Source organism: Rhodococcus tibetensis (genome assembly GCF_024438035.1).
In the GTDB taxonomy this organism is placed as follows: Bacteria; Actinomycetota; Actinomycetes; order Mycobacteriales; family Mycobacteriaceae; genus Rhodococcus_F; species Rhodococcus_F tibetensis.
Map to the genome: position 1 here is coordinate 18,196 of NZ_JANFQF010000015.1, position 24,766 is coordinate 42,961.

Genomic DNA, 24,766 nt, shown 5'->3' on the forward strand with positions numbered 1-24,766 from the left:
CGTTCGCGTCATCCAGCGTAGCGTGTCGGTTCGGTCAGGTGAGCACAGCGGCGGGTGCGCCGCCCGGTGCGCCGGTGACTGCATACACGGCGCCGTCGGCGTAGTCGGTGACGTACAGCGTTCCGCGGTTGTCCGGATCGACGAGCAGGAATCGGTAGGGTCCGTACGCCCCGGAGGTCGAGCCGTCCGGGTCGGTGACGAAGGTCCCGACGACGGCGTATGTCGAGGTGTCGATCACCGAGACGGTCCGGCCGTCCGCGCCGGAGACATACAGCAGATCGCCGTCCGCGCTGATCGCTACGTCGTGTGCTCCCTCGGGCAGCCGGACCGTCGCGAGCTGGGTCCCGTAGGTGGTACTGGACCGGTCGACGTCGATCACCGTGACGACCTCGTATCCGCCCGTCACACGCCAGGTCCGTCCGGTGCCGTCGATGATGAACTGTCCGTTGGAGTAGCCGCCGCTGGCGAGCTCCACCGTGGTGACGTGGTACGTGGCATAGGCCCGGGTGCCGTCCGTATTGACGGCGACACTGCTGGTGACATCGGTGAACTCGCTGCTCGAGCGGGTGAGGTCCCACACCGGCCCGACTCCCAGGGTGCTGATCGCCGTCATGGATTCGGTGTCGATCACGGTAACGGAGGCGCCGCTCGTGCCGTACAGGTGACGGCCGTCCTCGCTGACGGCCAGATCGGTGAAGTATCCGAGGGGCTGCGAGGTCACGAGGGTGTTCGTTGCGGTGTCGACCACCGACACGGTGCCGTCCTCACCGCTGGCGTAGAGGCGTGTCCCGTCGGGGCTGACGGCCAGCTCCTGCGCCAGGGTCCAGCCCTGGTAGTCGGGGGAAGTGGGCAGCCAGATCGTGTCGACGACGGTGCCGGTGCTCGTGTCGATCACCGAGATGGTGCCGGTGTTGGGGCTGTTGACGTACACCCGGTCGACCGCCGGGGCGGCCGCAATGTTCGACGACGCCCAGTCGACCGCGATCGGCGCACCGACGACCGTGTTGGTCTCGGGATCGATCACCCGGACGAAGCCCTCTTCGCTGACGACATAGATGCGGTCCTCGGCGATCACCGCGCCGGTCGGACCGCTTCCCACCGTGATTGCGGTCGACTCGACCTCGAGGACATCCGGAGCCTGCGTCGGCGAGATGGAAGCGGTGACAACGATGTTCGTCACTGCGTGGCCGTCGGCGAGGGCGATGGTGAACTGGTCGGCGTCCTCGTACGGTGTCTGCAGGGCGAGGTCGCGGGCGGCCGTGGTCGGGGTGTAGGTGAATGTCGAGCCGTCGGAGAGGACCGATCCGGACCCGGGGGCGGTGTTCGTGAAAGTCACCGGGTCGCCATCCGGGTCTTTGGGGTCGACGAGGGTGATGACGACCGCGCCGTCGGACGCTTGAGGTGTGCCGGCCGTCCAGCTCGCTGTGGGCGCGGAGTTCACGTGGGTGAGCGTCAGGGCCCGGACCCGCCCGTCGGTCGCATCGGTGACGAGCATCCGGGAACCGTCGGCACTCAGCGCGATGGAGTGGTCGCCGGACTCGGCGGGCGAGTCGATGGAGAGTGTGGACACGACGATGTTGGTGCGCGTGTCGATGACGGTCAGTGTGTCCGGATTGGAGACGACATAGGCTGCGCTTCCGTCGGGGGCGACGCGCACGGCGGTCGGCTGGGAACCGACGGCGACGGTGGCAACGACGGTGTTGGTGGCGGTGTCGATGACCGAGACGGTGTTGCTGCCACTGTTGGTGACGTATGCGCGGGTGCCGGCCGGGTTGACGGCGACAGCGCCGGGTGTGGTGCCGGTCTTGACGGTGGCGACGACGGTGTTGGTGGCGGTGTTGATCACCGACACGGTGTTGCTGCCACTGTTGGTGACGTATGCGCGGGTGCCGGCCGGGTTGACGGCGACAGCCCTGGGTGTGGTGCCGGTCTTGACGGTGGCGACGACGGTGTTGGTGGCGGTGTTGATCACCGACACGGTGTTGCTGCCACTGTTGGTGACGTATGCGCGGGTCCCGGCCGGGTTGACGGCGACAGCCCTGGGTGTGGTGCCGGTCTTGACGGTGGCGACGACGGTGTTGGTGGCGGTGTTGATCACCGACACGGTGCCGCTGCCACTGTTGGTGACGTACACCCGGGTCCCGGCCGGGTTGGCCGCGACGCCGGTCGGGGAAGTGCCCACGGGCACCGAGCCGACGACAGTGTTACCTGCGTCGAGCACGGATACGCTCTTCGAACCCTGGTTTGCCACATAGGTTCTGGTGCCGGCGAACACCACACCGGACGGGTTGGATCCGACAGTGGTGGACTGCGCGACCTGCATCCGCGCCGCAGACACCGGCACCTGCACGGTCACCGGGTTGCTGGACTGCCCGGAGGTCACGGTGACGGTGAACGAGTCGTAATCGGCGCTCGGGTCCAGCGCGGCCGCCTGGCGCGCTGCCTGGGTTGGGGTGTAGGTGAACCCGCCGGTCGCGTCGACGGTGACCGTTCCGCGGCTCGGCGGTCCGGTGACCGTGTAATCGAGTTGGGTTCCGGGCGAATTGATCGAGCCGGGCACCGAACCGGTGCTGCGGTCGGGCACACCGACGATCGGCCCGGCAGTGGATGCAGAGCTCGTGCCGGTGGATGCGGTGCTCGCGACGGCGAACGATTCGATCGGCTCGCTGGTCGTGACGGGGGCGGCAGCCAGCGCTTTGCTCGCGTCGGTGGTGATTGCCTTCTCCTGTCGACGGCACCATGCCGCGGCCAGCGCCCAGAACGTCGGCGACTCGATCGGTAGGTGTGGGTCGTTCGACAGGTACGGACGTAGCCCGAGGGCTCCGAGCACCTTCGACACGACACTGGATGCGCCATCCACCGCCGGCGTGGGGAGAGACGGCGCCATTGCCTGCGTCCCGACCTGCAGCGCATCGGCACGGGCGTCGGATACCCCGCGCGTCAGGGCCGTCGTCCCGTCGATCGTGGTGATCACGGGAGCCGTCGCCGTCGCCGGAACTGCATCCGGAATCGCTGCCGGCGCGTCCGGGACGGGTCCGCGCGCCGCCGGGTCCTCCGCCACGGCGGGCGGGGCGAGTGCCGTGCCGGAGCTGCCCGTCACCGGGGTGGTCGGTGGATTCGGCGCAATGGCGCTGCCCACAGGTGCGTGGTCGTGACCCTCTGCGGGTGTCGATGACGCGGACGAATCCGATGGCTCGGTGACTGCTCCCGCCAGAGGCCGGTCGGCCGGCGCGATCGCGGCACCGGACTCGTCGATCGTGGTCGGTGCCGTGGTGGCAGAGCTCGATCCGTCCTGCTCGGACTCGTCTGCTGTCGTGCCCGACTCTGGCATGCCATCGCCGTTCGCAGTCGACGAGCTGTCGGGTGTCGTGGGGTCGGGTGCCGTGGCGGTGTCGGGGGTCGTCGCGCCGGACCCGTTCATGTCGTCGTTCGAGGTGGCGGACGTGGAGTCGGTGCCCGTGGTGGAGTGGGTATCGGTGCCGGAGGTGGATTGGGAATCCGTGCCGGACGTGGATTGCGAATCCGCGCCGGACGTGGATTGCGAATCCGTGGTCGAGTCGCCGGTCGTCGACGATCCGGATCTGCCGCTCGACGAGTCCGAGTCGGTGCGCGATGCGCCGGATGAAGTCCTGTCCGACGAAGTCCCGTCCGTGGATCGGTCCGTGGATCTCCCGTCCGACGATGTCTGGCCGGAGGAGTCGGAACTCGACGACGTGGACGAGTCGCCGACGGACGGTGCTGCCACCGCCATGCCAGCCGGCGCGACCGCAAGCCCTATGCCCACTGCCACCGCCAGCTCGCCGAGGTGCTTGAGGTGCTTGTCGTTACTCATGGGGTACTCCTCGATAAGGACGCTTCGAACTGCAGTCCGGACGCACCATCCGGTGGCTGGGCTGGTTTATCGCCTCGAAGCGCTTCTCAAGTTGCATGGGACAGCAATGATCGTCACGCTCAGTCGCGGATCTGAACCGCGTAGTCGACTACGCGATTTTCTGGTTACTGCGGCGACGCGCGATCAGCGCAGTCTGGCGTGGTAGCGGTGGCCTTCGACTGTGCGGATGGAGACTCCGAGGCGTTCGGCGATCTCTTTGTTGGTGAAGCCCTGGGAGACGAGGGCGACGATTTCGCGCTGCCGCCTCGTAAGTGGGGTGGTTTCGCCGGCTTGGCGCAGTGCGGGGGTGTTGAGTCCGCGGTGGGTGCCTGCCAGCGTCCTGGCACGTTCGATGGCTGTCAGTGCGGAACCGTGATGTTGCTGTTCGCGGAAGAGAGTTCCGGCTTGGGCGGAGGCATCGGTCGCTGCGACGATGTCACCGATTTCTTCGTACCGCCGTGAGGCTTCGGCGAGTTTTTCGCCGTTGACGCTGGTCAGGCCGTTGGCATGCAGTGCAACGGCGTGGACGCGTGGCCCGTCGACGAGGGCGGTGAGCTCGTTCAGCCGGTGCGCTGTGGTGCGATCGCCGAATTGCGATGCGGCTTGCAGACACATGAGTTCTTGGCCGAAGTGGCCGCGATCGGCCGCGATCGCGGCCGCCTTCCGTGCGAGGCGGATTGCATCGGCGATCATCTCCTGGGCGGCCGCAGCCCATGCTTTGGCGAGGGTGCACGCTGATCGGAGGAAGCCGTAAGGATTCAGCGTGTCGAGATCGCGCACCAGCTCCGCTGCGCGTTTCCCGTCCCCGCGATGCGATAGCGCGAGAATCAGGTAAACCCGGCAGCTGACGACAGCTGATCTGTCGTACGTGGTGCTACGGAATTCGCGATCCGCCCTGTTCAGAACCTCGAGCGCCGCGCTCAGATGACCTTGGGACAGGTTAACGTAGCTGTGGAGCAATGAGACAAACAAACCTATGGTTCCGGGAGTGTTCGCGGCATACTCGACAAACTGGGTCATGACTTGTTCCGCGGCCTGAAGGTACCCCGCGATGAACATTGCTTCGATGTGGAAGTAGACGATCCCGTACTCCAGCGCGGAAGCATCACTAGATGTTGCGACTAAAGCGGAGGCCCGCTTGGTCAACGGAGAAACCTTGGCAGCATTTCCCGAGTAACCGTGGGCAATGACCAGAGCGCATGAGGTGAGCACGAAGGCCATATCGCTCGGCGCAGCCTGAAAGACCACGTTTCCTGCGGCGATCGCGTGGTCAGGTCGGCCTTGCACCGAATCGAGGAGTACTTCGAATGCGGCTAGCTCACATGATTTGTGATTACAGTGCGCTACCTTGGCGATTGCCAGTTCTTGCCTCGCCCGTTCGGGATCGCCGAGGCTCCAGCAGAGGGTGCCCACTCGCATAACGGACAGTCGCCGTTTCTCCTCGATCGTCAGCGCGTTCTGATCGAGCGCCTCGAGCAGGGTGAATGCATCCTGTGCCCGACCGACGTTATTGAGCACCCAGTAGTGCAGCATCGCGCCTTGAAAGCCGCTGTCAGATATATGTCCGGCGTCTGCGAAACGAAGGGCGAGAGGAGCATCGTGGAGCCGTAGTGCGGTGGCGGTGGCAGCGAGGTAAAGCCCCAGGTCGGGCGGAAGGTCGGATTCGAGCGTCAGCAATGCCCGTCGCAACAGAGCTGCCGGTGTCGGATCAGCGCGGGTGGACAGAGCGGTTGCGAGACGACCGCGCAGGCGGCGCAGATGTAGGAGGTTGCCAGTGCTGCGACGGACTTCACCGTAGAGGGGGTGGCTGAGGCGGACGGCGATATCGCCGTTGTCGCCGGCCATGTCGATGAGGCCGCGGGAATGCACTTCCTTGACCGCATGCGGGCTGGTGAGGATTTCCAACACCGTGCCGTCAATGGGTTCGCCAATCGCGAGGTAGTCGAGAACTTCTGCCGTGTCATCGGTCAGCGAACCAAGCTGGCCGGTAATGAGTTTGGCGAGGGTGGGTGAGACGACAGGTTCACCGCTCCACCGCCAGGTGCCGACGTCGCTCACGAGCCGTCCGGCGTCCCGTTCCTGGCCAACGAGATGCCGCAGGAACAGCACATTGCCGCGAGTCAGGTTCCACAGTTCGGCCGCCGTTGCGGGGGCGACGGGCCCAGCGAGCGCTTGCGAAAGCAAGCATTCAGTGTCGTTTTCGCGCAAGGGATCTAAATCGATCCGATTGAGGAACCCGTCTTTCCAAAGGGTGGTGATGGTGTCGGGGGCCGGTTCTGTGCTGCGCAGGGTGAGCACGACCCTGGCAAGGCCGCGCTGCACGAGTTGTTGGATGACGACGACGGACAGGTCGTCGAGCAGGTGAACGTCGTCGACGGCCACGACTACGGGCTTCTCGCCAGCAGTGAGCGCTTTGATGACGGTATGAATGACCATCATCGGGTCGGCCTCCGAGATCGGTGCCCATTGGGCAAACGCTCCCAACGGAAGAGTTCGGGCCGAGGCCGTAGCGGTGACCCACCGGACGGCGTGCCGTTTGGCAAGTACGGCGACGGCGGCACTCGCCAACCGACTCTTGCCAACACCTACACCGCCCGCCACAAGAACCCCACAGTCATCACCAGAGCCTTCGATAGCCGCCCAGATGCGCCGCAGTTCCTCATCCCTGCCAATAAGTGGCCAGACACCGTCCACAGCGCAATCTTAGCTACTGCGTTAGTAGGCGCGGGAAATCATCGACTGACGCTTTGCGTTTTCCAGCGGTAGTTGGCGCGACGGATATCCCGGCCATCACCCAGCCCGCGGCATTGATTGGCACTGAAAACAACTTCAGCCACACCAGCCAGGTTGTGCCATTTCACAGTTCGTTAAAGACCGAGTCGTGCGCTAAATATCGATTCAACCCTCGAGTTCCTGACCTGGCTCCACAACACCGATGGACGCACCGCCGCCACATGCCGACCGCACGACGTCGACGAATGGCTCGCCTCCGGCACAACCACACGCCACCTCGTCCGAACTTCTTCGCGTGGGCCTGCTCGAAAAGGGCTGAGTCCTCCGCCTTTACCGGGCAACGCCTGTAGAAGCAGGCTGTCCGAGATCCACGGGTAGCGAGGCCCAGCCGCGCAGGACTCGGGTGTCACGCCGGATTCCCCCACCTGTCGATCGCAGGTGGGGGAATCGGTCGAACAGGGTCTTCAGTCCCACTTCCGTCTCCGCCTTGGCGAGCGAGGCGCCGAGGCAGTAGTGACGTCCGCCCGAGAACGACAGGTGCTTGCCCGCGTTCTCACGGGTGACGTCGAAGCGGTACGGATCGTCGAACAGTTCAGGGTCGCGGTTAGCGCCTGCGAGAACCAGAATTACCAGCTCGCCCTTCGTCAGAGGCACGCCCTCGACCGTCACGTCGCGCTTGGCCAGGCGCGCTGTCAGCTGCACCGGTGATTCCAGGCGCAGCATCTCCTCGACGGCCGTCGGCCAGTACGACGGATCCTGTTGCAGGATCTCGAGCTGGTCGGGGTTGTCCAGGAGCAGCCGGATGCCACTGCCCAGTAGGTTGACCGTCGTCTCGAAACCGGCGGCCAGGACCAAACCAGCCGTAGCTCGGAGCTCTTCGTCGTTCAGCCCGACGCCGTCCTCGGTGGCCCTGATCAGTTCGCTCATCAGATCGTCACCGGGATTGCGGCGAAGCTCGGCGAGGTGACCGGCGAGCCAAGCGTCGAACTGTTCGAGCCCGTCCTCGACGCGGGTGAACTGCTCCCACGACAGCCCGATGTCGAGACTGGGCGCGGCCATCTCCCCGAACTCGAGCACCCGCTGTCGGTCCGCGTCGGGGACGCCCAGGATCGTGCTGATGACGGCGACGGGAAGCTGCGCGCAGTACTTGTCGACGATGTCGACGTCGCGTCCGGCTGTTACCAGCTCGTCGAGGAGGCTGTCGGCCTTCTCCTGCACCATCACGCGCATCTTCGCGACTGCGCGCGGGGTGAACACCGACGCCACGAGTTTGCGGTAGCGGGTGTGTTCCGGCGGCTCGACCGAGAGCAGCGACGGCGGCTTCAGCGGGTGAAGCGCTTTCGAGCGGGTCTTGTTCTCGATCCACCGCAGCGGCTTCGGGAGATTGGCGCCGAACTCGGTCACCCGGAAGTCGTCCGAGCGTAGGAGATCGTGCACGACGCGGTGCGTGACGGAGATGTTCGCGATCCGCGTCTTCACCAACGGCCCCGACGCCCGGATCTTCTCGAAGACCTGCCGCGGATTCTCGCGGGTGGCGGGGTCGGCGACCAGCATCGCCTGCAGGTCACCGCGCTGCGCCGCCTTCTTCGCCCCGTAGCGCACGATGCCGTGCGCGGCGATCCACCTGATCCGAGCCTTCATGTCCTCGACCCTTCCGTTGTCCACTGTGAGCTACTCGGTGTGCCTATCCGCCGCGATGAGGAGCCGCGCCGCGGAGATCAGTGCGCCGCGGCTACGCACTTCGCGGCGATCGAGCCGGTTGTCCCCAGCGGTCATGCGTCACTGCACCTTCGAATCGCGGTTCTCCGAGGACCTCAGGCGGCCCTTGTCTCTGATGGTTCTCAGATTCAGTTTCTGAACTATCGCTCCGTCTTGATTGACGATATCATCAGAAGGGTGAGGAGTCGGGGTTGCTGGATGTGCGCATCGGCGTGGGCGGCGCACGAAGGAACATGCAAGTTGCTCGGGGTGCGGTACCCGTCGGCCGCAGATCGCGGATCGATGTGACCCCGGGCGACCGGATTGCCGAAAACCCCTCGCGGGCAGCTTCGCATCGGCTTGCGCGGTCTCTGGGATCACGCACGCCGGCCGATAAGACTCGTATCGACTACCGAAATGTGCGGACACACCAGTTCGGCACAGCACACAAGGGCAAGGGGTATGTGGTGAAGACAGCTATCGTCACCGGGGCGTCATCGGGGATCGGGCAGGCCGTAGCAACGGCGCTCGTCGACCGCGGGTACCGGGTGATCGGGACGAGCCGGAACAGTTCCACGGTGAGCGACCCGACGCGAGGTGTCGAATACCGCGATCTGGACCTCACCGACCGAGACTCGATCCGTAGTTTCGTCGACGCTCTCGACGGGGTAGAGGTCGACGTGCTGATCAACAACGCAGGCGAATCTCAGTGCGGTCCTCTCGAAGAGCTACCCGTCGATGCCGTGCAAAGGTTGTTCCAGCTCAATGTTTTCGGCGCCGTGGAGCTGACTCAGTTGTTGCTCCCAGGAATGCGGCAGCGGCGACGCGGCAAGATCATCAACGTCGGGTCCATGTTGGCCAGCTTCCCCCTCGCGTACCGGTCGTCGTACGTGGCCACCAAGGCCGCTATCAAAGGATTCGCCACAGCCGCACGCTACGAGCTGCTGCCGTTCGGCATCGACATCACCACCGTCGAACCGGGTTCGATCGCCACCGGGTTGTCAGGGCGCCGAACGAAGTACATAGGTAGCCGATCCCCTTACGAACAGCGCTTCTCCTCCGCAATCTCGGTACTCGATGCCAGGGAGGCGCAGGGTATCTCAGCGACCAAGGTCGCACGAACGGTGGTCAAAGCAGTCGAGGACAAGAAGACCCTTCCGCTCTACGCCGTAGGCAGCAACGCCCCAGTTGTGTTCTTGGCGCGAAGGTTGATGCCGCGCACGGTGATCGAGTCCGTCATGGCCAAGGCATACGGCATCGGCGCGCGAACACGGGGCGCCTGACTCCTCGGCGCCGCCGACCGTGCACTACGGCGCTCTCACCCGAATCGACGGGCAGGGCGCCGTCGGTAGACCGTGGAAGCTGGACGCTCCATCATTGTGTCCTTTCAAAAGCGGCGCGGCCGCCCACCCCTCCGGAAACGCAATCCGGCATAGCCCGTCACTGCAGCCGCAGAAGGAAGTCGCGAGATGATCGACCGCAGAACGCTGCTCGGCACACTCGGAGGGGTCACGGTTTCCGGGGTGGCACACTCGGTGGTGAGCGCTTCACGCAGCGCCCGGGCGAACCCGGCGGAACCCGCCGGTGGCCTGATCGACCTACATTCGCACTTCCTTCCCGACTTCTACGTCCGAGACGCGGTACAGGCGGGAATCGCTTTCCCCGACGGAATGCCCAAGTGGCCTTCCTGGTCCATCGGTGAACATCTGGCGATGATGGACAGTTGTGGCGTCGACTCTGCGGTTCTATCCCTGTCCTCACCCGGGGTTCTTTTGGGCGACACCGCGCAGGCGGCCGCTCTCGCACGTCGCGTCAACGACTTCGCGGCCGAGGTGACAAGCGGTCAACCCCGACTGGGATTCTTTGCCTCACTCCCACTTCCGAATGTAGTCGATTCCGTTGTCGAGGCCGTTCGCGCCTTGGACGACTTGGGCGCCGACGGCGTCGTGATGATGTCGAACGCCGCGGGAATGTACCTGGGCAACGCAGCGCTGTCACCACTGATGGCAGCGCTCCACGCGCGCTCGGCAGTCGTCTTCGTCCACCCCACGTCACCACCCAACGCGGCCGCGGTCAATCTGGGCCTACCGGCATCGATGATGGAGTTTCTGTTCGATACCGCGCGCACCGTCGTCGACCTGCTGATGCTGGGCACCATCGATCGCTACCCGAACATTCGATGGGTTCTCACCCACGGCGGGGGCGTGCTTCCTCTGCTGTCGGATCGCGTGGACTTCTTTCGTTCGCAAGTAGGTATCAAAGCCCCCACGATGTCGGATATCTTGCAGAGCATGTGGTTCGATCTTGCCGGCACCCCCGCCCCCCGCCAGTTGCCCGCCCTGGTTTCCGCGGTCGGCACCGAACACCTGGTGTACGGCAGCGACTTCTGCTTCACCCCGCTCGACGCGGTCCGGCAGCAAATTCAATCCCTCGACGCTTCGACGCCGTCCGAGGTTTTCGCGAACTGGCGCCGAGCGACCTCGGACAACGCGCGGCGACTACTTGGCGACATCTGAAAAATTGCGCCGCTACGGGCCCGGTGTCGAGATTCAACATGCGGTGACGCTCGGATCGGCGCTCTGAGCGGCCGGATCGACCACTCTGCGAACACCGACGTCGAAGAACTGGGGCAGTGGGCGGGCGCACAATTGCTTTGCTTCTGTGGCCGGAATTCCCAGCGCTCGCAGAATATCTGCCGTCATGCCGTCGACCGTCGGCGCTTCGTCTCGGTCCGGCTGGTCCAACAACATGCGACCCATGGCGAGAAATGCACCGGCCACCAGTGCGAGTGCTCGGTCGGGGTCGTCGACGTCGAATCGGCCCTGCTTCGCCGCGGCCTCGATATCGCGCCTCGATCGCGGCGCCAACCCGTGATCGGATGTTATCGCGGCAGCCTCTGAACTGAGCAGCACTCGGCTCATCTGCGGCTCGAGTCGGAACAACCGCCCCGCCAGCCTGAACGACTGCGTAAACATTTCGACGGGATCGGTCAGATCGACCGTCAGGCTGTCGAGATAGTCACCGACCGAGTCGAGCGCTGTGTCCACCGCTGCTCGCCACAGGTCTTCCTTACTCTCGAAGTGGTTGTAGAACGATCCGTTGGCCACCTCGGCTGCCTGGGTGATCTCGAGGATCGGCGCGTTGAGCTTGCCGTTGGCGATGAACCCTTGCGCTGCAGCGATGAGGGCTGCCCGCGTACGCGCTTTACGGCGTTCGAGTCCACTGTTGTCCGACACGCGATGCTCCTGCCTCGTTGGGCTTTGGTCGACGAGAGTTTACCCCCGCCCATCATTATGACGATTCCGTCAAAACACTTGACTGTGGCCCAGCCTATAGGTGACGATATCGTCAAGAACTCTTCGAGGAGTGGACTTGACCACAGAGATCACCACCGGACCGGGTGTCGACGGCCACCAGAACATTCACGTCGACCAGGGCGCACTGCCCGGCGAACATCCCGGGCGCGCGAAGAACCCGATCATCAAAGCCCACGACATCGCGTGGCTCGAGTTCCAGAAGCCGGACTTGGTCAAGGCCCAGGCATTCGCCGAGGCCTTCGGGTTCACAGTGACGTTGCGGACCGCCGAGGAATTGCACCTACGCGGCACGGCAGCCGGCTCACCGTGCGTACTGATCCGCAAAGGCGCCCACACGAAGTACCTCGGGGCGGCGTTTCTCGCCGCCGACGGCGGCGATGTGATGCGACTGGCCGAGACCACCGGCCGCCGCGTCGATCGGCTCCCGGACACCGTCGGCGGAATCGGGACCACTCTCACCGATCCGAGCGGCCAGCCGGTGCGCATCGTCGCAGATCTCGATGTCGGCCCGGAACTTCCGGGCCAACGGGTGCACGACTACAACTTCGCAGTACGTCACACCGCAACCACCGACGCACCCCGCCTGAACGCCACCCAACGCCCTCCGCGCGAACCCGCTCTCGTCGAACGGTTGGGTCATGTGGTTCTACAACGAGCCCGCTACCTGGAGAACCTCGACTGGTATCTGGAACACCTCGGCCTGATCGTCAGCGACTTCCTGTACTACGACGGACAGCGTCAGCGCGGGCCGGTGATGAGCTTCATCCGATGCGACCGCGGCGCCACCCCCAGCGACCATCACACCCTGGCCCTGGCATTGGGCCCCTCGGACCGCTATGTGCACTCGGCTTATCAGGTGTGCGACCTCGACGCCATCGGCGCAGGCAATCGATATCTCACCGAACGCGGATACAAGCACTCGTGGGGCATCGGCCGCCACATCCAGGGCAGCCAGCTCTTCGACTACTGGCGGGATCCGGACGGCTTCCTCGTCGAGCATTTCAGCGACGGAGACCTGTTCGACTCTTCCCTCCAGCCCGGTTGGGCGCCGATGACCGCAACAGGGCTGGCCCAGTGGGGCCCGCCCGCCACCACGGATTTCCTCGGGATCGCTCCCGGCAGGGCGTCTCTCCAAGAACTACGTTCGATCTTTTCTTCACTACGTACCGACAACGAATTCGACTCCGAACGCCTCCGCGGCCTGTTGAAAGTAGCCTCCACATGAGCATTTCGGTCCTGCGCACCTCCGACGCATGGTGGGTGCAGCTGCCCACCGGCGCAGCGAAAATCGACACGACCGCATCGACGACCGCCGAACTGTTGGCCGATCGCGCGGCCATCGAGTCCGCTGCGGGCAGCACCGTCACCGTTCCGGTGGAATCGCTCGAGGTGCTCTCGCCGGTCACCGCGCCATGTCGCGTCGTTGCGCAGATGACCAATTACGTCTCGCACGTGAAGGATTCGGGCATGAATCCGGCGACGGTGCCACTGACGTTCTTCCGGAAGGCGTCCGGGTCGATCAGCGGTCCGTCGGACGAGATCGTCAAACCGGCTCACGTGAAGCTGCTCGACTACGAGGTCGAGATCGGGCTCGTCGTCGGCAAGCCGTTTCCGGTGGGCACACCTATCGACGAGTCCACCGTCGCCGACTACATCGCCGCCCTCGTCATCACCAACGACGTGTCCGCACGCGATGTCCAGCTCCCGAAAACCCAGTTCTACGAGGCGAAGTCCTACCCCACCTTCACCCCGGTCGGCCCGGTACTCCTCGTTCTCGAAGACGGCGACTTCGCTCGCTTCGAACAGCTGCGCCTGATGCTGCGCGTCAACGGTGAGGTGCGCCAGAACAGCACGGTGCGGGACATGATCTTCCGACCGGCGCAAGCCCTGAAGACCCTGAGCGGTTTCCAACGACTCGACCCCGGCGACCTGGTGCTCACTGGCACCCCCGGTGGAACGGCACTGAAAGCGCCGGCCAAACCGATCGAGATCATCGGATCCTTCCTCCCCCCTGCGGTCAAATGGAAGACATTCTTCACAAGGCAGGCCGGCAACCCGAAATATCTGAAGGACGGCGACATCGTCGAGCTGACCATCGCAACCGATGACGCGATGCTCGACCTCGGCGTCCAGCGCACCACCGTCAGGTACGCGCGATGACCCACGGTGTCGCTGACACCGCGCTGTGGTCCGTCCTGAAAGGCCCGGGCGACCTGACGGTCGTGGAATCGGTCCCTCTCGCCGAACGAGGACTCCCCGACAGCACGTACGCGCTGCTGCAACGAGACAACGGGTCTGTGGGGTGAACGCCGAGCACTACCCGGTGGTGATCATCGGGACGGGGCCCACCGGCATGGTCGCCGCGTCGCTGCTGGCCAGGTTCGGGGTCGATTGCCTTGTCCTGGACCGCTGGACCGATGTCTTCGCTCAACCACGAGCAGTTCACCTCGACGACGAGGTTTATCGCATCCTGGGTGAGCTGGGCCTCGCCGACGACTTCGCGTCGATCTCCCGGCCCGGACATGGACTGCGGCTGATCGATCGACGCCTGCGCACCATCGCCGAGTTCACCCGTGATCCGGATTCGGCGCCGCACGGATTTCCTCCGGCCAACATGTTCGATCAGCCGGAACTCGAACAGATCATGCGGGCAGCGATGAACCGATACGACAGTGTCACCTTCCGCGGCGAATGCGAGGTCACCGACGTCGCCAACAAGCGCGATCACGCCGTCGTCCGCTACACGGACCGAGCCTCCGGCGCAGACCGCTTCGTCACCGCGGACTACGTGCTGGGATGCGACGGCGCGAGAAGCACCGTCCGCTCCGCCATCGGGTCGAAGATGCGAGATCTCGGCTTCGAACAGCGCTGGTTGGTGATCGACGTGGCCACCGGCACCGACTTGCAGCAGTGGGATGGCGTGCATCAACTCGCCGACCCCGACCGTGCCGGCACGTACATGCGCATCGGCGAGAGCCGCTACCGCTGGGAATTCCGGTTGCACGATCACGAGACCACCGCGGACTTCAGCAACATCGACACCGTCCGGCCTCTCATCGCCCCGTGGATCGGCACCACGGCGAACGTCGACCTGGAGCTGATCAGAGTTGCGGAATACACCTTCCGCGCCCAGGTGGTCGATCGCTGGCGGGACCGCAGAGTATTCCTTCTCGGCGACGCGGCCCACCTCACTCCCCCGTTCATCGGACAGGGCATGGGCGCAGGGGTGCGTGATGCGAAGAACCTGATCTGGAAACTCGTCGGCGTCCTGCACGGGGTGCTGCCCAACTCTGCACTGGAGACCTATCAGCAGGAACGCGGGCCCCACGCCGATGCCATGATCAAACTTGCGGTGACCATCGGTTGGGCAATGACCGGCGGCGGGGAACGCACCGCCGCGCTCCGCCAGCGCCTGTTCCCTCTGCTGGCGCGGCTACCCGGCGTAGCGGCACGAGTGACCGACAGCGCCACCCCCGCCCTGCACAGGTCGGCATACGTGCGCCGCGCCCCTGGGCTCACCCGTGGTCTCGCCGGCACGCTGTGCCCCAACGCAATCATCGACCGGGGCAAACGTTTCGACGATGTCGCGCCCGACCAGTTCGTCATCGTCTCGCTGACCGCCCCGACCGGCGGGCAGCATCGGGAGATACTCCGCCGCGGCGCCGCCGCGCTCGTGGTGGGCGCCTCCTCCGAGCTCGGGGAGTGGCTGCGAGGCGCACACGCATCTGCGGCCCTCGTGCGGCCCGACAAGACTGTGATGGCCACGAGCCGGTCACTCGCGTCGCTGCACACTCTCGTGCCCGCCTCGGCCGTGCCCGTCGCCGGCCGCGCGCAACCGCCTGCCGTGCCGCTCATCGCAGCCACGCTGTCCGCCACCGACGTTTAGGATCCGTTATGGCACTCGATGTTTCGATCCCGCAGTACCGCGAGAATATATATTCCAAAGCTGCGATTCTCGACCCGTACCCGCACTACGCGGAACTACGTGCTCTCGGCCCGGCCGTGTGGCTACCCCGGCACCGTGCTTACGCAATCTCGAGGTACGCCGACTGCAAGTCCGTTTTGCTCGACGACGAAACCTTCATCTCCGGAGACGGAGTGGCATTGAACCCGCTCGCGAACCGACTCGGCCGCGGAACCACCCTCAACAGTGACGGCGACCAGCACGCACTCAAGCGGTCGGTCCTCGCGCACCGACTCACACCGAGGGCCGTACGGAAGATGACCGCCGCTGTCGAGGACAAGGCCGAGCAAATCGTCGACGCTGCGTTGGCCAAGCGATTCGTAGATGGTGTCGACGATCTCGCGACCGCGCTACCCACATCGATCGTTCCCGATCTGGTGGGCTGGCCCGAGGAAGGTCGCGATAACTTACTACGTTGGGCAGGCGCAACTTTCGATTCGCTCGGTCCGGTCAACAGGCAATCGATCAAAGCAACGAAAGCGGCTGGCGAGATGCTTGCGTTCTCCAAGCGAGTGGTCCGCGAGCGGTCTGTGCTTCCCGGCAGCATGGGCGACGACGTACTCACCGCGGCGGATGAGAACAGGATCGAGAAGTCGAAGTGCCCAGCGCTGATGATCGACTATCTGGCGCCGTCCCTCGACACCACGATCGGAGCCATCTCGAGTGCGTTGCACCTCTTCGCGCGTCACCCCGAGCAGTGGCAAGCGCTGAGGGACGTCCCCGACCGGATCCCCAACGCCGTCAACGAGGTCGTGCGCTACGAGTCACCGCTGAGGGCCTTCTCCCGCCGCGCGGTACGCGATGTCGAGATCGGCGGCACACCCGTCCCCAGCGGCGCACGGATACTGGTGATCTACGCCTCCGCCAACAGGGATCCCCGCGAATGGCACGACCCGGACTCGTTCGACATCACCCGCGACGCCGCACGCCAACTCGGCTTCGGTTCGGGAGTCCATGGATGCGCCGGTCAAGGACTTGCCCGCCTGGAAACACAGACCATCCTGCGGATACTGGCCCGGCGCGTCCATCGCATCGAACCGGCTGGCACACCGAAATGGGCCATCAACAACGTCATCCACCGATTCGAAAAGCTGCCACTGAGATTGGTTGCAGCAGAGGGGACACCATCATGAGGATCGATGTCGACTGGGATCGCTGTGAAGGCCACGGACTCTGCGCCGAGCAAGCCCCCGAGGTGTTCAGCCTCGACGACGACGGGGAACTCGAATATGCCTATCAGGACAGCGACATCCCGGACAATGTCGCATCCGGGGTTAAATCGGCCATCGGTGCGTGCCCGGTCGCGGCACTGCGAGAGCACACGTGAGCAGTACCGACCGTCGGATCGTGATCGTCGGTGACTCCATCGCTCGATACACCACGCGAGGGAACTGAGGGCCCTCGATCACTCCGGTTCGATCACCATGATCGGTGCCGACCCGGACGGATGCTGCGCTCGTCCGCCGCTGTCCAAACACGTCCTCAAACAAGACGGCGGACAGACCGATACGTGGAACATGTCCGATCTCGACATCACCACGATCACCACACGCTGTCGGCGTGGACACCGAGAACCGCGCAGTCCACGAGCACATTTCCTACGACGATCTCATCGTCGCGACCGGTGCGGCCGCTCGCCGTCTCGCAGCGCCCGAGCAAGAAGGCGAACTGGTACTGCGGACCTCCGCCGGCGCCCGGACACTCCGAACTCGGTGGCGCCCTCATCAGTGCAGGCATCGGCAGCCAGGGCGCGTCCCATATCTTCTCTGGCGTCGCCGCACTCGGCGCGATCGTAACCACGCTCGTTCCTCGACGAACGCGCAACCTTGACGCGGTGCCCGGGACAGCCAATGCCAGCCGATCGCTGACCACTTCGACTGTGCGCTGTACGCGCACAAGGGAGTGACAGCACGGTCGATCCCGTTGTTCCGCACAGAAAATCCGGTCGAAGTTGTGTGCATTCGGACTTCGAACAATGAAGCAGTTCCACATCAGGCGGCCGGGTCATCGTTCCTCAGAGCGAGACTGCTGAGCAGGCAGCGGCCGTTGTGGGGCGAGCACGTTTCGAGCCGGAAGGGCGAAGAGGCCTAGGCCCGGGCGAGGAGCAGACTGCGGCACCGCATTGGCGAATCCCGACTGCACGGCAGACGCAATGCACACCCTCGTCGCCATCCAGATCGAATCCATCATCGGCGTCCGGGCCGCCGACGAGATTCTCGGCATACCGAGGGATCGATGCCGTCCTGATGGGTCCGGCGGACTTGTCCAACTCGTTGGGCGTGCCGCTGGGCTGGCCAGAGTTCTGGAGTGACGTGGAGCGAGTGTTCGACGCCGCTCGGAACCATGGCGTTGCGCCAGGAGCGTTCTGTACTCACGAGCACCGTCCGGCCTGTTTGGCGGTCCAGGATTGCGCGGCCGAGGTCCCAGTGCAGCACCAGATTTGTGCACTGTGAACGTCGGTGCCGTGGTCGACACGCTGTCCCGGTGTAGCCCAGGATCCGGCAAATTTTCTGATGTCTCCCGTGTCTGGCGGAATTCGGATTGTAATTTGTTCCAAGTGCCGTACAGAAATATGTGCCCTGGGACACGTCTGCTTCGTATCGTGGCGCTTTAGGCACTGCCAGTCGCTTGCACCTGATCGAGGGCTACCCCGGCAGTCGGGGTTCAAAGTGCCGAGTCACCCATTGAGCATTCCGCCTTGCGGTCCACCGCGTGTGACGTCACTTTTCACGGCGAGACACGAGTTGCTCGCGCAAGTTTGCTCACCATATGAGAGAGAGTCAGAGATGTCACTGAACGGAAAGATTGCGATCGTCACCGGTGCTGCACAAGGCATCGGGGAGGCCACCGCGAAACGATTGGCTGCCGAGGGCGCGACGGTGATCGCAGCAGACATTCAGGACACGACGCGCACGGTGGAGGCCATCGTCACCGCCGGCGGCAAGGCCGAGGCGCACGTGCTCGACGTGCGCATCAAGAGCAACTGGGCCGAGACCGGACGCGAAGTGCTCGAGCGACACGGCCGCGTCGACCTGCTCGCCAACGTGGCGGGTGTGGTCAATATGCTGAGCGAGGACAGTGTCGTCGGGCTCACCGAAGAAGCGTGGGACCACGTCATCGGCACCGACCTCAAGGGCGTGTGGCTGGGCATGCAGGCGGTGATTCCGAACATGATCGAGCGCGGCGGTGGACGGATCGTCAACATCTCGTCGATGGCGGCGCTACGTGGCCTGCCGAATCTCGCGTCCTATTCGGCCGCGAAGGGCGGGGTCATCTCCCTCACGAAGCAGGCCGCGGTCGAGTACGGAGACAAGAACGTCCTCATCAACGCCATCTGTCCGGGCACAATCGACACCCCGATCCTCGCGGACATCACCGACGAGATGCGCGAAGCGAACGCCAATGCCCACATCATCCGGCGCCTGGGTCAGCCGTCCGAGATCGCCTCGATGGTCGCGTACCTCATGCGCGAGGGCAGCTTCCTCACCGGCGAGATTTACCCGGTGGACGGTGGCTGGGCAACCAAGGGCAACTTCTGACGGAGTTTGGGCCCACCGACAATCGCGCTCGCTCCGACCCCTTCTCCGGCCGGGGCGAGCACGACACTCTGTGATTCAAGACATAACCGATGACCAATGTGACCAAGTTCGAGGAGATGCGCCGTGGACGATCAGCACTGTACTTTCGGCCTGTGGTATGACTTCCGAAACCCGGCGCGATGGCCGCGCACCTTCACCGACTTCTACACACAGAGCCTCGAGCAGATCACTTGGGCCGAGAGCCGCGGAATCGAGTCGGTCTGGCTGACCGAACACCACTTCATGACAGACGGGTACACCCCGTCGCCGTTCGTGCTCGCTGCCGCAATCGGAGCCCGGACCGCATCGATGCGAATCGGCACAAATCTCATCGTCTCCCCACTGCACAACCCGATTCGGCTCGCCGAAGACGCCGCGACACTGTCGCTGCTCACGGGCGGTCGCTTCGACCTCGGTGTGGGGCAGGGCTATTGGCAACCGGAGTTCGCCGCCTTCGGTCGAGATTTGCGCAACCGCCCGAGCCTGCTCGAGGAAGGCATCGATCTGATCCGACGCGCGTGGTCGGGTGAACCGGCCGAGTTCCACGGCAAGCGATACGACTTCCCAGCGCTCCCGGTCACCCCGCAACCGGAAGTCATACCCCAGCTTCTCGTCGGCGCTATGGCCGAACCTGCCATCGAGCGGGCCGCGCGGATCGCAGACGGGTACCTGAGCACGCAGAACGCGCACCACGCGATGTATCTGGACGCGTTGGATCGGGTTGGGCGGTCTCGGGAGGAAGGCCGTATCTACGCCGGCCAGTGGGCGGTGGTGGCCGACGACCCCGAGCGCGAATGGGCCCGCATCGGTGAGCACGCTCTGTACCAGATCAACGGATACATCGAGATGGGGGCCTTCGGTCCACCCGAATCCACCCCCACCTTCGCGACACCGCAGGACCTCGTCGAAGGCGGCGCGTTCACGTTGTGGGATGTCGACACCGCAGTCACCGAACTCACTGCGCTGCTCGTCTCCCGCCCGCAGATCAAGGACGTGCACTTCTGGGCGCAACTGCCGGGCGAGCCGGTCGACAGCGGTTCGGCGCGCATCGAACTGCTCACCTCGAAGGTGATCCCCCGGGTACGCGCGGCGCTCGCCGCCGGACAGGAGGTTTCCGTATGACCCCGGTGCCGTCGTTCGGTTCCAGCAGTCCGCTCGTGATCACCGATTTTCTGTATCGAGCGCGGGATCTCTTCTCCGCCAAGACGATCACGCAGTACCAGGACGACGTCACAGTCTTCGAGTACACCTACGGCGACTACGCGGACCGGGTCTTCCGGCTGGCCGCGGCGCTGATCGACCTCGGAATCCGGCCCGGGGACCGCGTCGCAACCCTCGCATGGAACCACTACCGCCATCTCGAGCTGTATCTGGCCGTCCCCCTCGCAGGGGCCGTGCTCCACACCGTCAACCTGCGGCTCGAACCCGACGAGATCGCCTACATCGTCGACCACGCCGACGACCGCATCGTCTTCGCCGACACCTCGCTGCTTCCCCTGCTCGACACCGCGCGGACGCGACGACCCGACATGCCGGTGATCACCACCGACGGCGACGGTGCCGCGTTACCGAGCCAGGATGGATTGATCGCCGCGGCCGAACCGCTCACCGACCCGGTGCCTCGGGACGAGAACGACCTCGCGGCACTGTGTTACACGTCCGGGACGACTGGGCCACCGAAGGGCGTGGGATATTCGCACCGTGCGCTGTACCTGCACACGTTCACCGCGTGCCTGGTCGACGGACACGCGATCGGTGAGCGCGACACCGTCTGCCATGTCGTGCCGATGTTCCATGCCAACGCCTGGGGTATTCCGTTCGCCGCGTTGATGACCGGAGCGAACCAGGTCCTCCCCGGAGCTCACCCCGCTGTACCGGAGATCGCGACGATCCTCGCAAATGAACAGGTTACGTACACCGGGATGGTGCCGACGGTGGCGGTCGATCTGGTCCGTCACGCCCTCGCCTCGGGTATCGACCTGACATGCCTGCGGGCGCTCGTCCTCGGCGGTTCGACCCCGACACCGGAGCTGATCCGCAGCATCGAAGAAGATCTCGGGGTGCGGGCCTACCAGGGCTGGGGCATGACGGAACTGTCGCCGATGGGCACTTTTGCGCGCCCTCCCCGCTCGGCCGACGGCGATCCACAGCGGCGCTACGACTACATCCGCCGGCAGGGCCGGTTGCTTCCCGGCCTGCGGTGGAAGCTCGTCGACGACGAGGGTGTTGTAGTTCCCCACAATGGCGTCGATCGAGGCGAACTCCTCATGCGCGGTCCGTGGGTGGCCGAACACTACTTCCGCGACGAGCACCCCGAAGCGTTCGTCGACGGCTGGTTGCGGACCGGCGACATCGCGACAATCGACCCCGAGGGTTACCTGACCATCGTCGACCGAGCGAAAGACCTGATCAAGAGCGGCGGTGAATGGATCAGCTCGGTCGCACTCGAGCAGGCCCTGACGACGATCCCGCACGTGGCGGAGGCCGCGGTGGTCGCGGTGCCGCACGTGCGGTGGCAGGAACGCCCCTTGGCGTTCGTTGCTCCCGAGAGCGGGCACGCCCTGGATCCTGCCGCGGTACTTGATGCGCTCGCCGATCTCGTCCCACGGTGGTGGCTGCCCGAACGCATCGAGGTCGTCGAGTCCCTTCCCCGCACCAGCGTGGGCAAGCTCGACAAGAAGCGCCTGCGCAGCGCGGCCGAGGGCCACCTGTTTGTGGATACCCACAACAGCACCGTCGCCGGGTCTCTCAGGTAGGGCGACCGTCGTTCTAGCGTCGGTTCCACCGGCCCGCCCAAGAGGGGCATCCGTCGTCACGAGGAGGAACACCGTGAAGTTCGGAATCTTCTACGTCCTCGAATGCCCCGACCACGACTTCACACGGGCCTACCGCGAGATGCTCGAGCAGATCTCCTACGCCGAACAGCTCGGCTTCGACGAGGTGTGGCTGGCAGAGCATCACGGCAGCGACTACGGTTCGATGCCCTCACCGCAGATCGCGGCTGCGGCCATCGCCGAACGCACCGAGCGGATGCGCATCGGAATCGCGGTGAGCAACCTGACCTTCGATTGGCCGGTGCGCATCGCGGAGGACTACGCGATGGTCGACGTCCTGTCGGGCGGACGGCTCGATTTCGGCGTGGGCCGCGGTTACCAGCCGCAGGAGTTCCACAACATGGGCGTCGCCGAGCTCCAGGGTGAGAGCCGGGAGGTGTTCGTCGAAGCCCTGGAGATCGTGCGGGGCCTGTGGAGCAAGCCGGTCGGTGAGCCGTTCTCCTATCGTGGCAGACACTTCGACCTCGACAACGTCGACTGCCGGCCCACCCCGCTGCAGCGTCCGACTCCGCCGATCTACATCGCCTCGATCAGTCCCGAGACCCTCGACCTGGCCGCGGACCAGGGCTACAACATGTTGGTCACCCCCACGTTGATGACGATGCCAGAACTGAACGCGTTCGTCGTCGACGCGAAACGCCGGTTGCGCGATCACGGTCGCGACATCCTCGATCTCGATTTTCCGATGAACTGGCAAATCCACCTCGCCGACACCGAGGAGACCGCGGTAGAGAACGCACGCGAGGCGCTGACCTGGTATTTCGACGCAGCCTTGGCTGCGGTGCCGCAGGGGCCGGATGTGCCGCCGACGTACGAGCGGTATGCCGAGTTGGTCACCGCGACCGACGAGGCCGGCGGTATGACCGTCGAGGGCTTGCGGGACGGCGGAGTCGTCTACGTGGGCGACCCCGACGGGCTGATCCGGCAGATCGACGCCCTGCACGACGAGACCGGGCTGCAGCACTTGATCTGCTGGATGCGTTTCGGCGGACTCGAGCACGAGAAGGTCATGCGGTCGCTCGAGCTGTTCGCCGAGCACGTCATTCCGCGATTCCGGGACCGTGAGCCCGTCGTCCCGCGCGCGCTGCGCGATCACTCGGCGCCCCACACCTCTTCCCACCCGTTCAATTCCAATTCCCCATTCGCACAGGAGGACACCATGGGATTTCTGCCCGTCGAAAACGACCGCAGCATCTACTTCGAACATCACCGGGGTGAAGGCCGGCCGATCGTGCTGATCCACGGCTGGGGCGCGACCGCCCGCGCCTGGGACACGACGCTTCCGGCGTTGCGCGCCAACGGAAACGAAGTCGTCACCGTCGATCTGCGGTGCTGTGGCCGCTCCGACAAGGACTTCGACGACGTCTCGATCGCCGCTCTGGCCTCCGACATCGTCCGACTCGTCGAACACCTCGGCCTCGACCGACCGGTGATCAACGGTTGGTCGCTCGGTGGCGCCGTCGCCACCGCGGCGGTCGCCCAACTCGGCGACCGGGCCTCTGCACTGGTGCTCACCGGCGGGGCCTCCCCGCGGTACACCGCCACCGACGACTGGCCCCACGGCGGTGCCGTCGCCGACGTCGAGGCCGTGCTGGCGTCGGCCGCCGCCAATCGTGCCGAGACCTTCCGCGGGGTCGCCGCCGCGGTGTGCGCCGAGAATCCCGGCGAGGCCGTGCTCGACTCGATCTGGGACATGTTCATGTCGATGGGGCCGCGCGGTGACGATTCGCTGCGCGACCTGGCCACGGTGGATCTGCGCAAGGAGATCGCCTCGCTCGAGGTGCCGATCCTGCTGTTGCACGGTCGAGCCGACGCGTTCGTCCCGTTCTCCGCCGCCGAAGCCGTGCCCACGCTCAACAACCGGGCCGAGGTCGTCGAATTCACGTCGAGCGGCCACGCCCCGTTCCTCGAGGAGCGCGATCGCTACCTCGCCGAGCTGACGGGATTCCTGAACCGATGAGCACACCCAAGACCTGGCTGGTCACCGGCGGATCCCGCGGAATCGGGCGCGCCGTCGTCGAGAACGCGACCGCGCGCGGCGACCGGGTCGCAGTCTTCGCCCGCAAGCCGGCCACCGTGCAGTGGACGCATCCCGAGAAGGTCGTGGAGATCCCCACCGATATCAGTGACGCCGCCTCCCTGGGGCTCGCTGTGGACACGGTGTTCGAGACGTTCGGTTCGCTCGACGTTGTGGTCAACGCCGCCGGGGTACACCGCGGCGGCCGGATCGACGACCTCTCCCGAGCACACTGGGACGAGGTGCTCGCCACTAACCTCACCGGCGCATTCGAACTCGCCCGCACGGTGGTTCCGCGCCTGGAGGACGGCGCCGCTGTCATCAATGTCGGTGCTGTCGTGGGTTTTCGGGGCTTTCCGGGAGATGTCGCCTACGGTGCGGCGAAGGCTGGGCTCAGCGGGCTGACACAGGTGCTGGCCGTCGAACTGGCTCCACGGGGAATTCGCGTGAATCTGGTGATCCCCGGGGTGGTGGATACCGACATGACCTCCGCGCTGACCGGACGGGCGCGCGAGCGGCTTGTCGCGGCGATTCCGATGGGTCGTACGGGCCGTGCCGAAGAGATTGCGCAGGTCATCGTGGGTGTCGCGGATTCGACCTACATGACCGGCAGCATCGTGGCCACCGACGGCGGGTTGATGAGCTCGTTCAGCTCCCGATCCTGACCCTAAGTCGTTGTAGCGACCTACAACGACCGGGAAGTCAGCGTGACCCACACCACAGCACTCCGACTACTCTCGACACCAGCAGCACG

Annotated in this window: 19 protein-coding genes; 14 read left to right on the forward strand and 5 right to left on the reverse strand. The window is 65.1% G+C overall.

The features are described from left to right. Positions 1-34: 34 nt before the first annotated feature. Positions 35-3,331, reverse strand: coding sequence for a beta-propeller fold lactonase family protein (locus tag NOF53_RS17980; RefSeq protein WP_255971162.1), 3,297 nt, complete (start codon positions 3,329-3,331; stop codon positions 35-37). Between NOF53_RS17980 and NOF53_RS17985 the strand changes: the two genes are divergently transcribed. Beyond that, positions 3,330-4,037: a hypothetical protein gene (locus NOF53_RS17985; protein ID WP_255971163.1), complete on the forward strand. Its 708-nt coding sequence runs from the start codon at positions 3,330-3,332 to the stop codon at positions 4,035-4,037. The two genes, NOF53_RS17980 and NOF53_RS17985, sit on opposite strands and share 2 nt — an antisense overlap. Here NOF53_RS17985 and NOF53_RS17990 read toward each other — a convergent pair. Further along, positions 4,016-6,565 carry a helix-turn-helix transcriptional regulator gene (locus NOF53_RS17990; protein ID WP_255971164.1) on the reverse strand — a complete coding sequence of 850 codons (2,550 nt, stop codon included), beginning with the start codon at positions 6,563-6,565 and terminating at the stop codon, positions 4,016-4,018. The genes NOF53_RS17985 and NOF53_RS17990 overlap by 22 nt on opposite strands. A 369-nt stretch (positions 6,566-6,934) precedes the next feature. Then, positions 6,935-8,245: a cytochrome P450 gene (locus NOF53_RS17995; protein WP_255971346.1), complete on the reverse strand. Its 1,311-nt coding sequence runs from the start codon at positions 8,243-8,245 to the stop codon at positions 6,935-6,937. A gap of 524 nt (positions 8,246-8,769) precedes the next feature. Here NOF53_RS17995 and NOF53_RS18000 point away from each other — a divergent pair. Together NOF53_RS18000 and NOF53_RS18005 are read left to right on the forward strand one after the other, a co-directional pair. After that, positions 8,770-9,585 carry an SDR family oxidoreductase gene (locus NOF53_RS18000; RefSeq protein WP_255971166.1) on the forward strand — a complete coding sequence of 272 codons (816 nt, stop codon included), beginning with the start codon at positions 8,770-8,772 and terminating at the stop codon, positions 9,583-9,585. A 186-nt stretch (positions 9,586-9,771) separates the two neighbouring features. Further along, on the forward strand, positions 9,772-10,818 hold the full coding sequence (locus NOF53_RS18005; protein WP_255971168.1) for an amidohydrolase family protein: 1,047 nt from the start codon (positions 9,772-9,774) through the stop codon (positions 10,816-10,818). Between the two features lie 33 nt (positions 10,819-10,851). On the opposite strand, the gene NOF53_RS18010 is transcribed toward NOF53_RS18005, so the two are convergent. Further along, entirely contained in the window at positions 10,852-11,538 is a 687-nt protein-coding gene (locus NOF53_RS18010) for a TetR/AcrR family transcriptional regulator (protein ID WP_255971170.1), read from the reverse strand. A gap of 136 nt (positions 11,539-11,674) precedes the next feature. Between NOF53_RS18010 and NOF53_RS18015 the strand changes: the two genes are divergently transcribed. From NOF53_RS18015 to NOF53_RS18040, 6 genes are read left to right on the forward strand one after another with little or no spacing between them, the layout of a single operon-like run. Continuing rightward, positions 11,675-12,844: a VOC family protein gene (locus NOF53_RS18015; RefSeq protein WP_255971172.1), complete on the forward strand. Its 1,170-nt coding sequence runs from the start codon at positions 11,675-11,677 to the stop codon at positions 12,842-12,844. Beyond that, positions 12,841-13,779, forward strand: a complete 939-nt coding sequence (locus NOF53_RS18020) for a fumarylacetoacetate hydrolase family protein (protein ID WP_255971174.1) — start codon at positions 12,841-12,843, stop codon at positions 13,777-13,779. Before NOF53_RS18015 ends, NOF53_RS18020 begins: the two co-directional genes overlap by 4 nt. Continuing rightward, on the forward strand, positions 13,776-13,925 hold the full coding sequence (locus tag NOF53_RS18025) for a hypothetical protein (RefSeq protein WP_255971176.1): 150 nt from the start codon (positions 13,776-13,778) through the stop codon (positions 13,923-13,925). The genes NOF53_RS18020 and NOF53_RS18025 overlap by 4 nt, the downstream gene beginning before the upstream one ends. Continuing rightward, a complete protein-coding gene (mhpA, locus tag NOF53_RS18030) occupies positions 13,922-15,505 on the forward strand; it encodes a bifunctional 3-(3-hydroxy-phenyl)propionate/3-hydroxycinnamic acid hydroxylase MhpA (RefSeq protein WP_255971178.1) in 1,584 nt (527 codons plus the stop codon). Before NOF53_RS18025 ends, mhpA begins: the two co-directional genes overlap by 4 nt. Positions 15,506-15,513: 8 nt before the next feature. Further along, a complete protein-coding gene (locus NOF53_RS18035; protein ID WP_255971180.1) occupies positions 15,514-16,716 on the forward strand; it encodes a cytochrome P450 in 1,203 nt (400 codons plus the stop codon). Continuing rightward, positions 16,713-16,910, forward strand: a complete 198-nt coding sequence (locus NOF53_RS18040; RefSeq protein ID WP_255971182.1) for a ferredoxin — start codon at positions 16,713-16,715, stop codon at positions 16,908-16,910. Before NOF53_RS18035 ends, NOF53_RS18040 begins: the two co-directional genes overlap by 4 nt. A 215-nt stretch (positions 16,911-17,125) precedes the next feature. Here NOF53_RS18040 and NOF53_RS18045 read toward each other — a convergent pair whose 3' ends face one another. After that, positions 17,126-17,383 (reverse strand): hypothetical protein, encoded by a 258-nt coding sequence (locus NOF53_RS18045; RefSeq protein WP_255971183.1) that lies wholly within the window; start codon positions 17,381-17,383, stop codon positions 17,126-17,128. Positions 17,384-18,369: 986 nt separating this feature from the next. Between NOF53_RS18045 and NOF53_RS18050 the strand changes: the two genes are divergently transcribed. The 5 genes from NOF53_RS18050 (at position 18,370) to NOF53_RS18070 (ending at position 24,677) form a co-directional block, all read left to right on the forward strand. After that, positions 18,370-19,122, forward strand: a complete 753-nt coding sequence (locus NOF53_RS18050; protein WP_255971184.1) for an SDR family NAD(P)-dependent oxidoreductase — start codon at positions 18,370-18,372, stop codon at positions 19,120-19,122. A 123-nt stretch (positions 19,123-19,245) separates the two neighbouring features. After that, positions 19,246-20,283, forward strand: a complete 1,038-nt coding sequence (locus tag NOF53_RS18055; protein WP_255971186.1) for an LLM class flavin-dependent oxidoreductase — start codon at positions 19,246-19,248, stop codon at positions 20,281-20,283. Then, entirely contained in the window at positions 20,280-21,917 is a 1,638-nt protein-coding gene (locus tag NOF53_RS18060) for a long-chain-fatty-acid--CoA ligase (protein ID WP_255971188.1), read from the forward strand. The genes NOF53_RS18055 and NOF53_RS18060 overlap by 4 nt, the downstream gene beginning before the upstream one ends. A gap of 73 nt (positions 21,918-21,990) precedes the next feature. Continuing rightward, on the forward strand, positions 21,991-23,955 hold the full coding sequence (locus tag NOF53_RS18065; RefSeq protein ID WP_255971190.1) for an LLM class flavin-dependent oxidoreductase: 1,965 nt from the start codon (positions 21,991-21,993) through the stop codon (positions 23,953-23,955). Then, on the forward strand, positions 23,952-24,677 hold the full coding sequence (locus tag NOF53_RS18070) for an SDR family NAD(P)-dependent oxidoreductase (RefSeq protein ID WP_255971192.1): 726 nt from the start codon (positions 23,952-23,954) through the stop codon (positions 24,675-24,677). Before NOF53_RS18065 ends, NOF53_RS18070 begins: the two co-directional genes overlap by 4 nt. Positions 24,678-24,766 lie beyond the last annotated feature (89 nt).

Coding starts and splice junctions, on each gene's coding strand:
- NOF53_RS17985 (WP_255971163.1), top strand. CDS start 3,330: ATGCCATCGCCGTTCGCAGTCGACGAGCTGTCGGGTGTCGTGGGGTCG.
- NOF53_RS18040 (WP_255971182.1), top strand. CDS start 16,713: ATGAGGATCGATGTCGACTGGGATCGCTGTGAAGGCCACGGACTCTGC.
- NOF53_RS17995 (WP_255971346.1), bottom strand. CDS start 8,245: ATGAAGGCTCGGATCAGGTGGATCGCCGCGCACGGCATCGTGCGCTAC.
- NOF53_RS18025 (WP_255971176.1), top strand. CDS start 13,776: ATGACCCACGGTGTCGCTGACACCGCGCTGTGGTCCGTCCTGAAAGGC.
- NOF53_RS18050 (WP_255971184.1), top strand. CDS start 18,370: ATGTCACTGAACGGAAAGATTGCGATCGTCACCGGTGCTGCACAAGGC.
- NOF53_RS18070 (WP_255971192.1), top strand. CDS start 23,952: ATGAGCACACCCAAGACCTGGCTGGTCACCGGCGGATCCCGCGGAATC.
- NOF53_RS17980 (WP_255971162.1), bottom strand. CDS start 3,331: ATGCCAGAGTCGGGCACGACAGCAGACGAGTCCGAGCAGGACGGATCG.
- NOF53_RS18060 (WP_255971188.1), top strand. CDS start 20,280: ATGACCCCGGTGCCGTCGTTCGGTTCCAGCAGTCCGCTCGTGATCACC.
- NOF53_RS18035 (WP_255971180.1), top strand. CDS start 15,514: ATGGCACTCGATGTTTCGATCCCGCAGTACCGCGAGAATATATATTCC.
- NOF53_RS18005 (WP_255971168.1), top strand. CDS start 9,772: ATGATCGACCGCAGAACGCTGCTCGGCACACTCGGAGGGGTCACGGTT.
- NOF53_RS18020 (WP_255971174.1), top strand. CDS start 12,841: ATGAGCATTTCGGTCCTGCGCACCTCCGACGCATGGTGGGTGCAGCTG.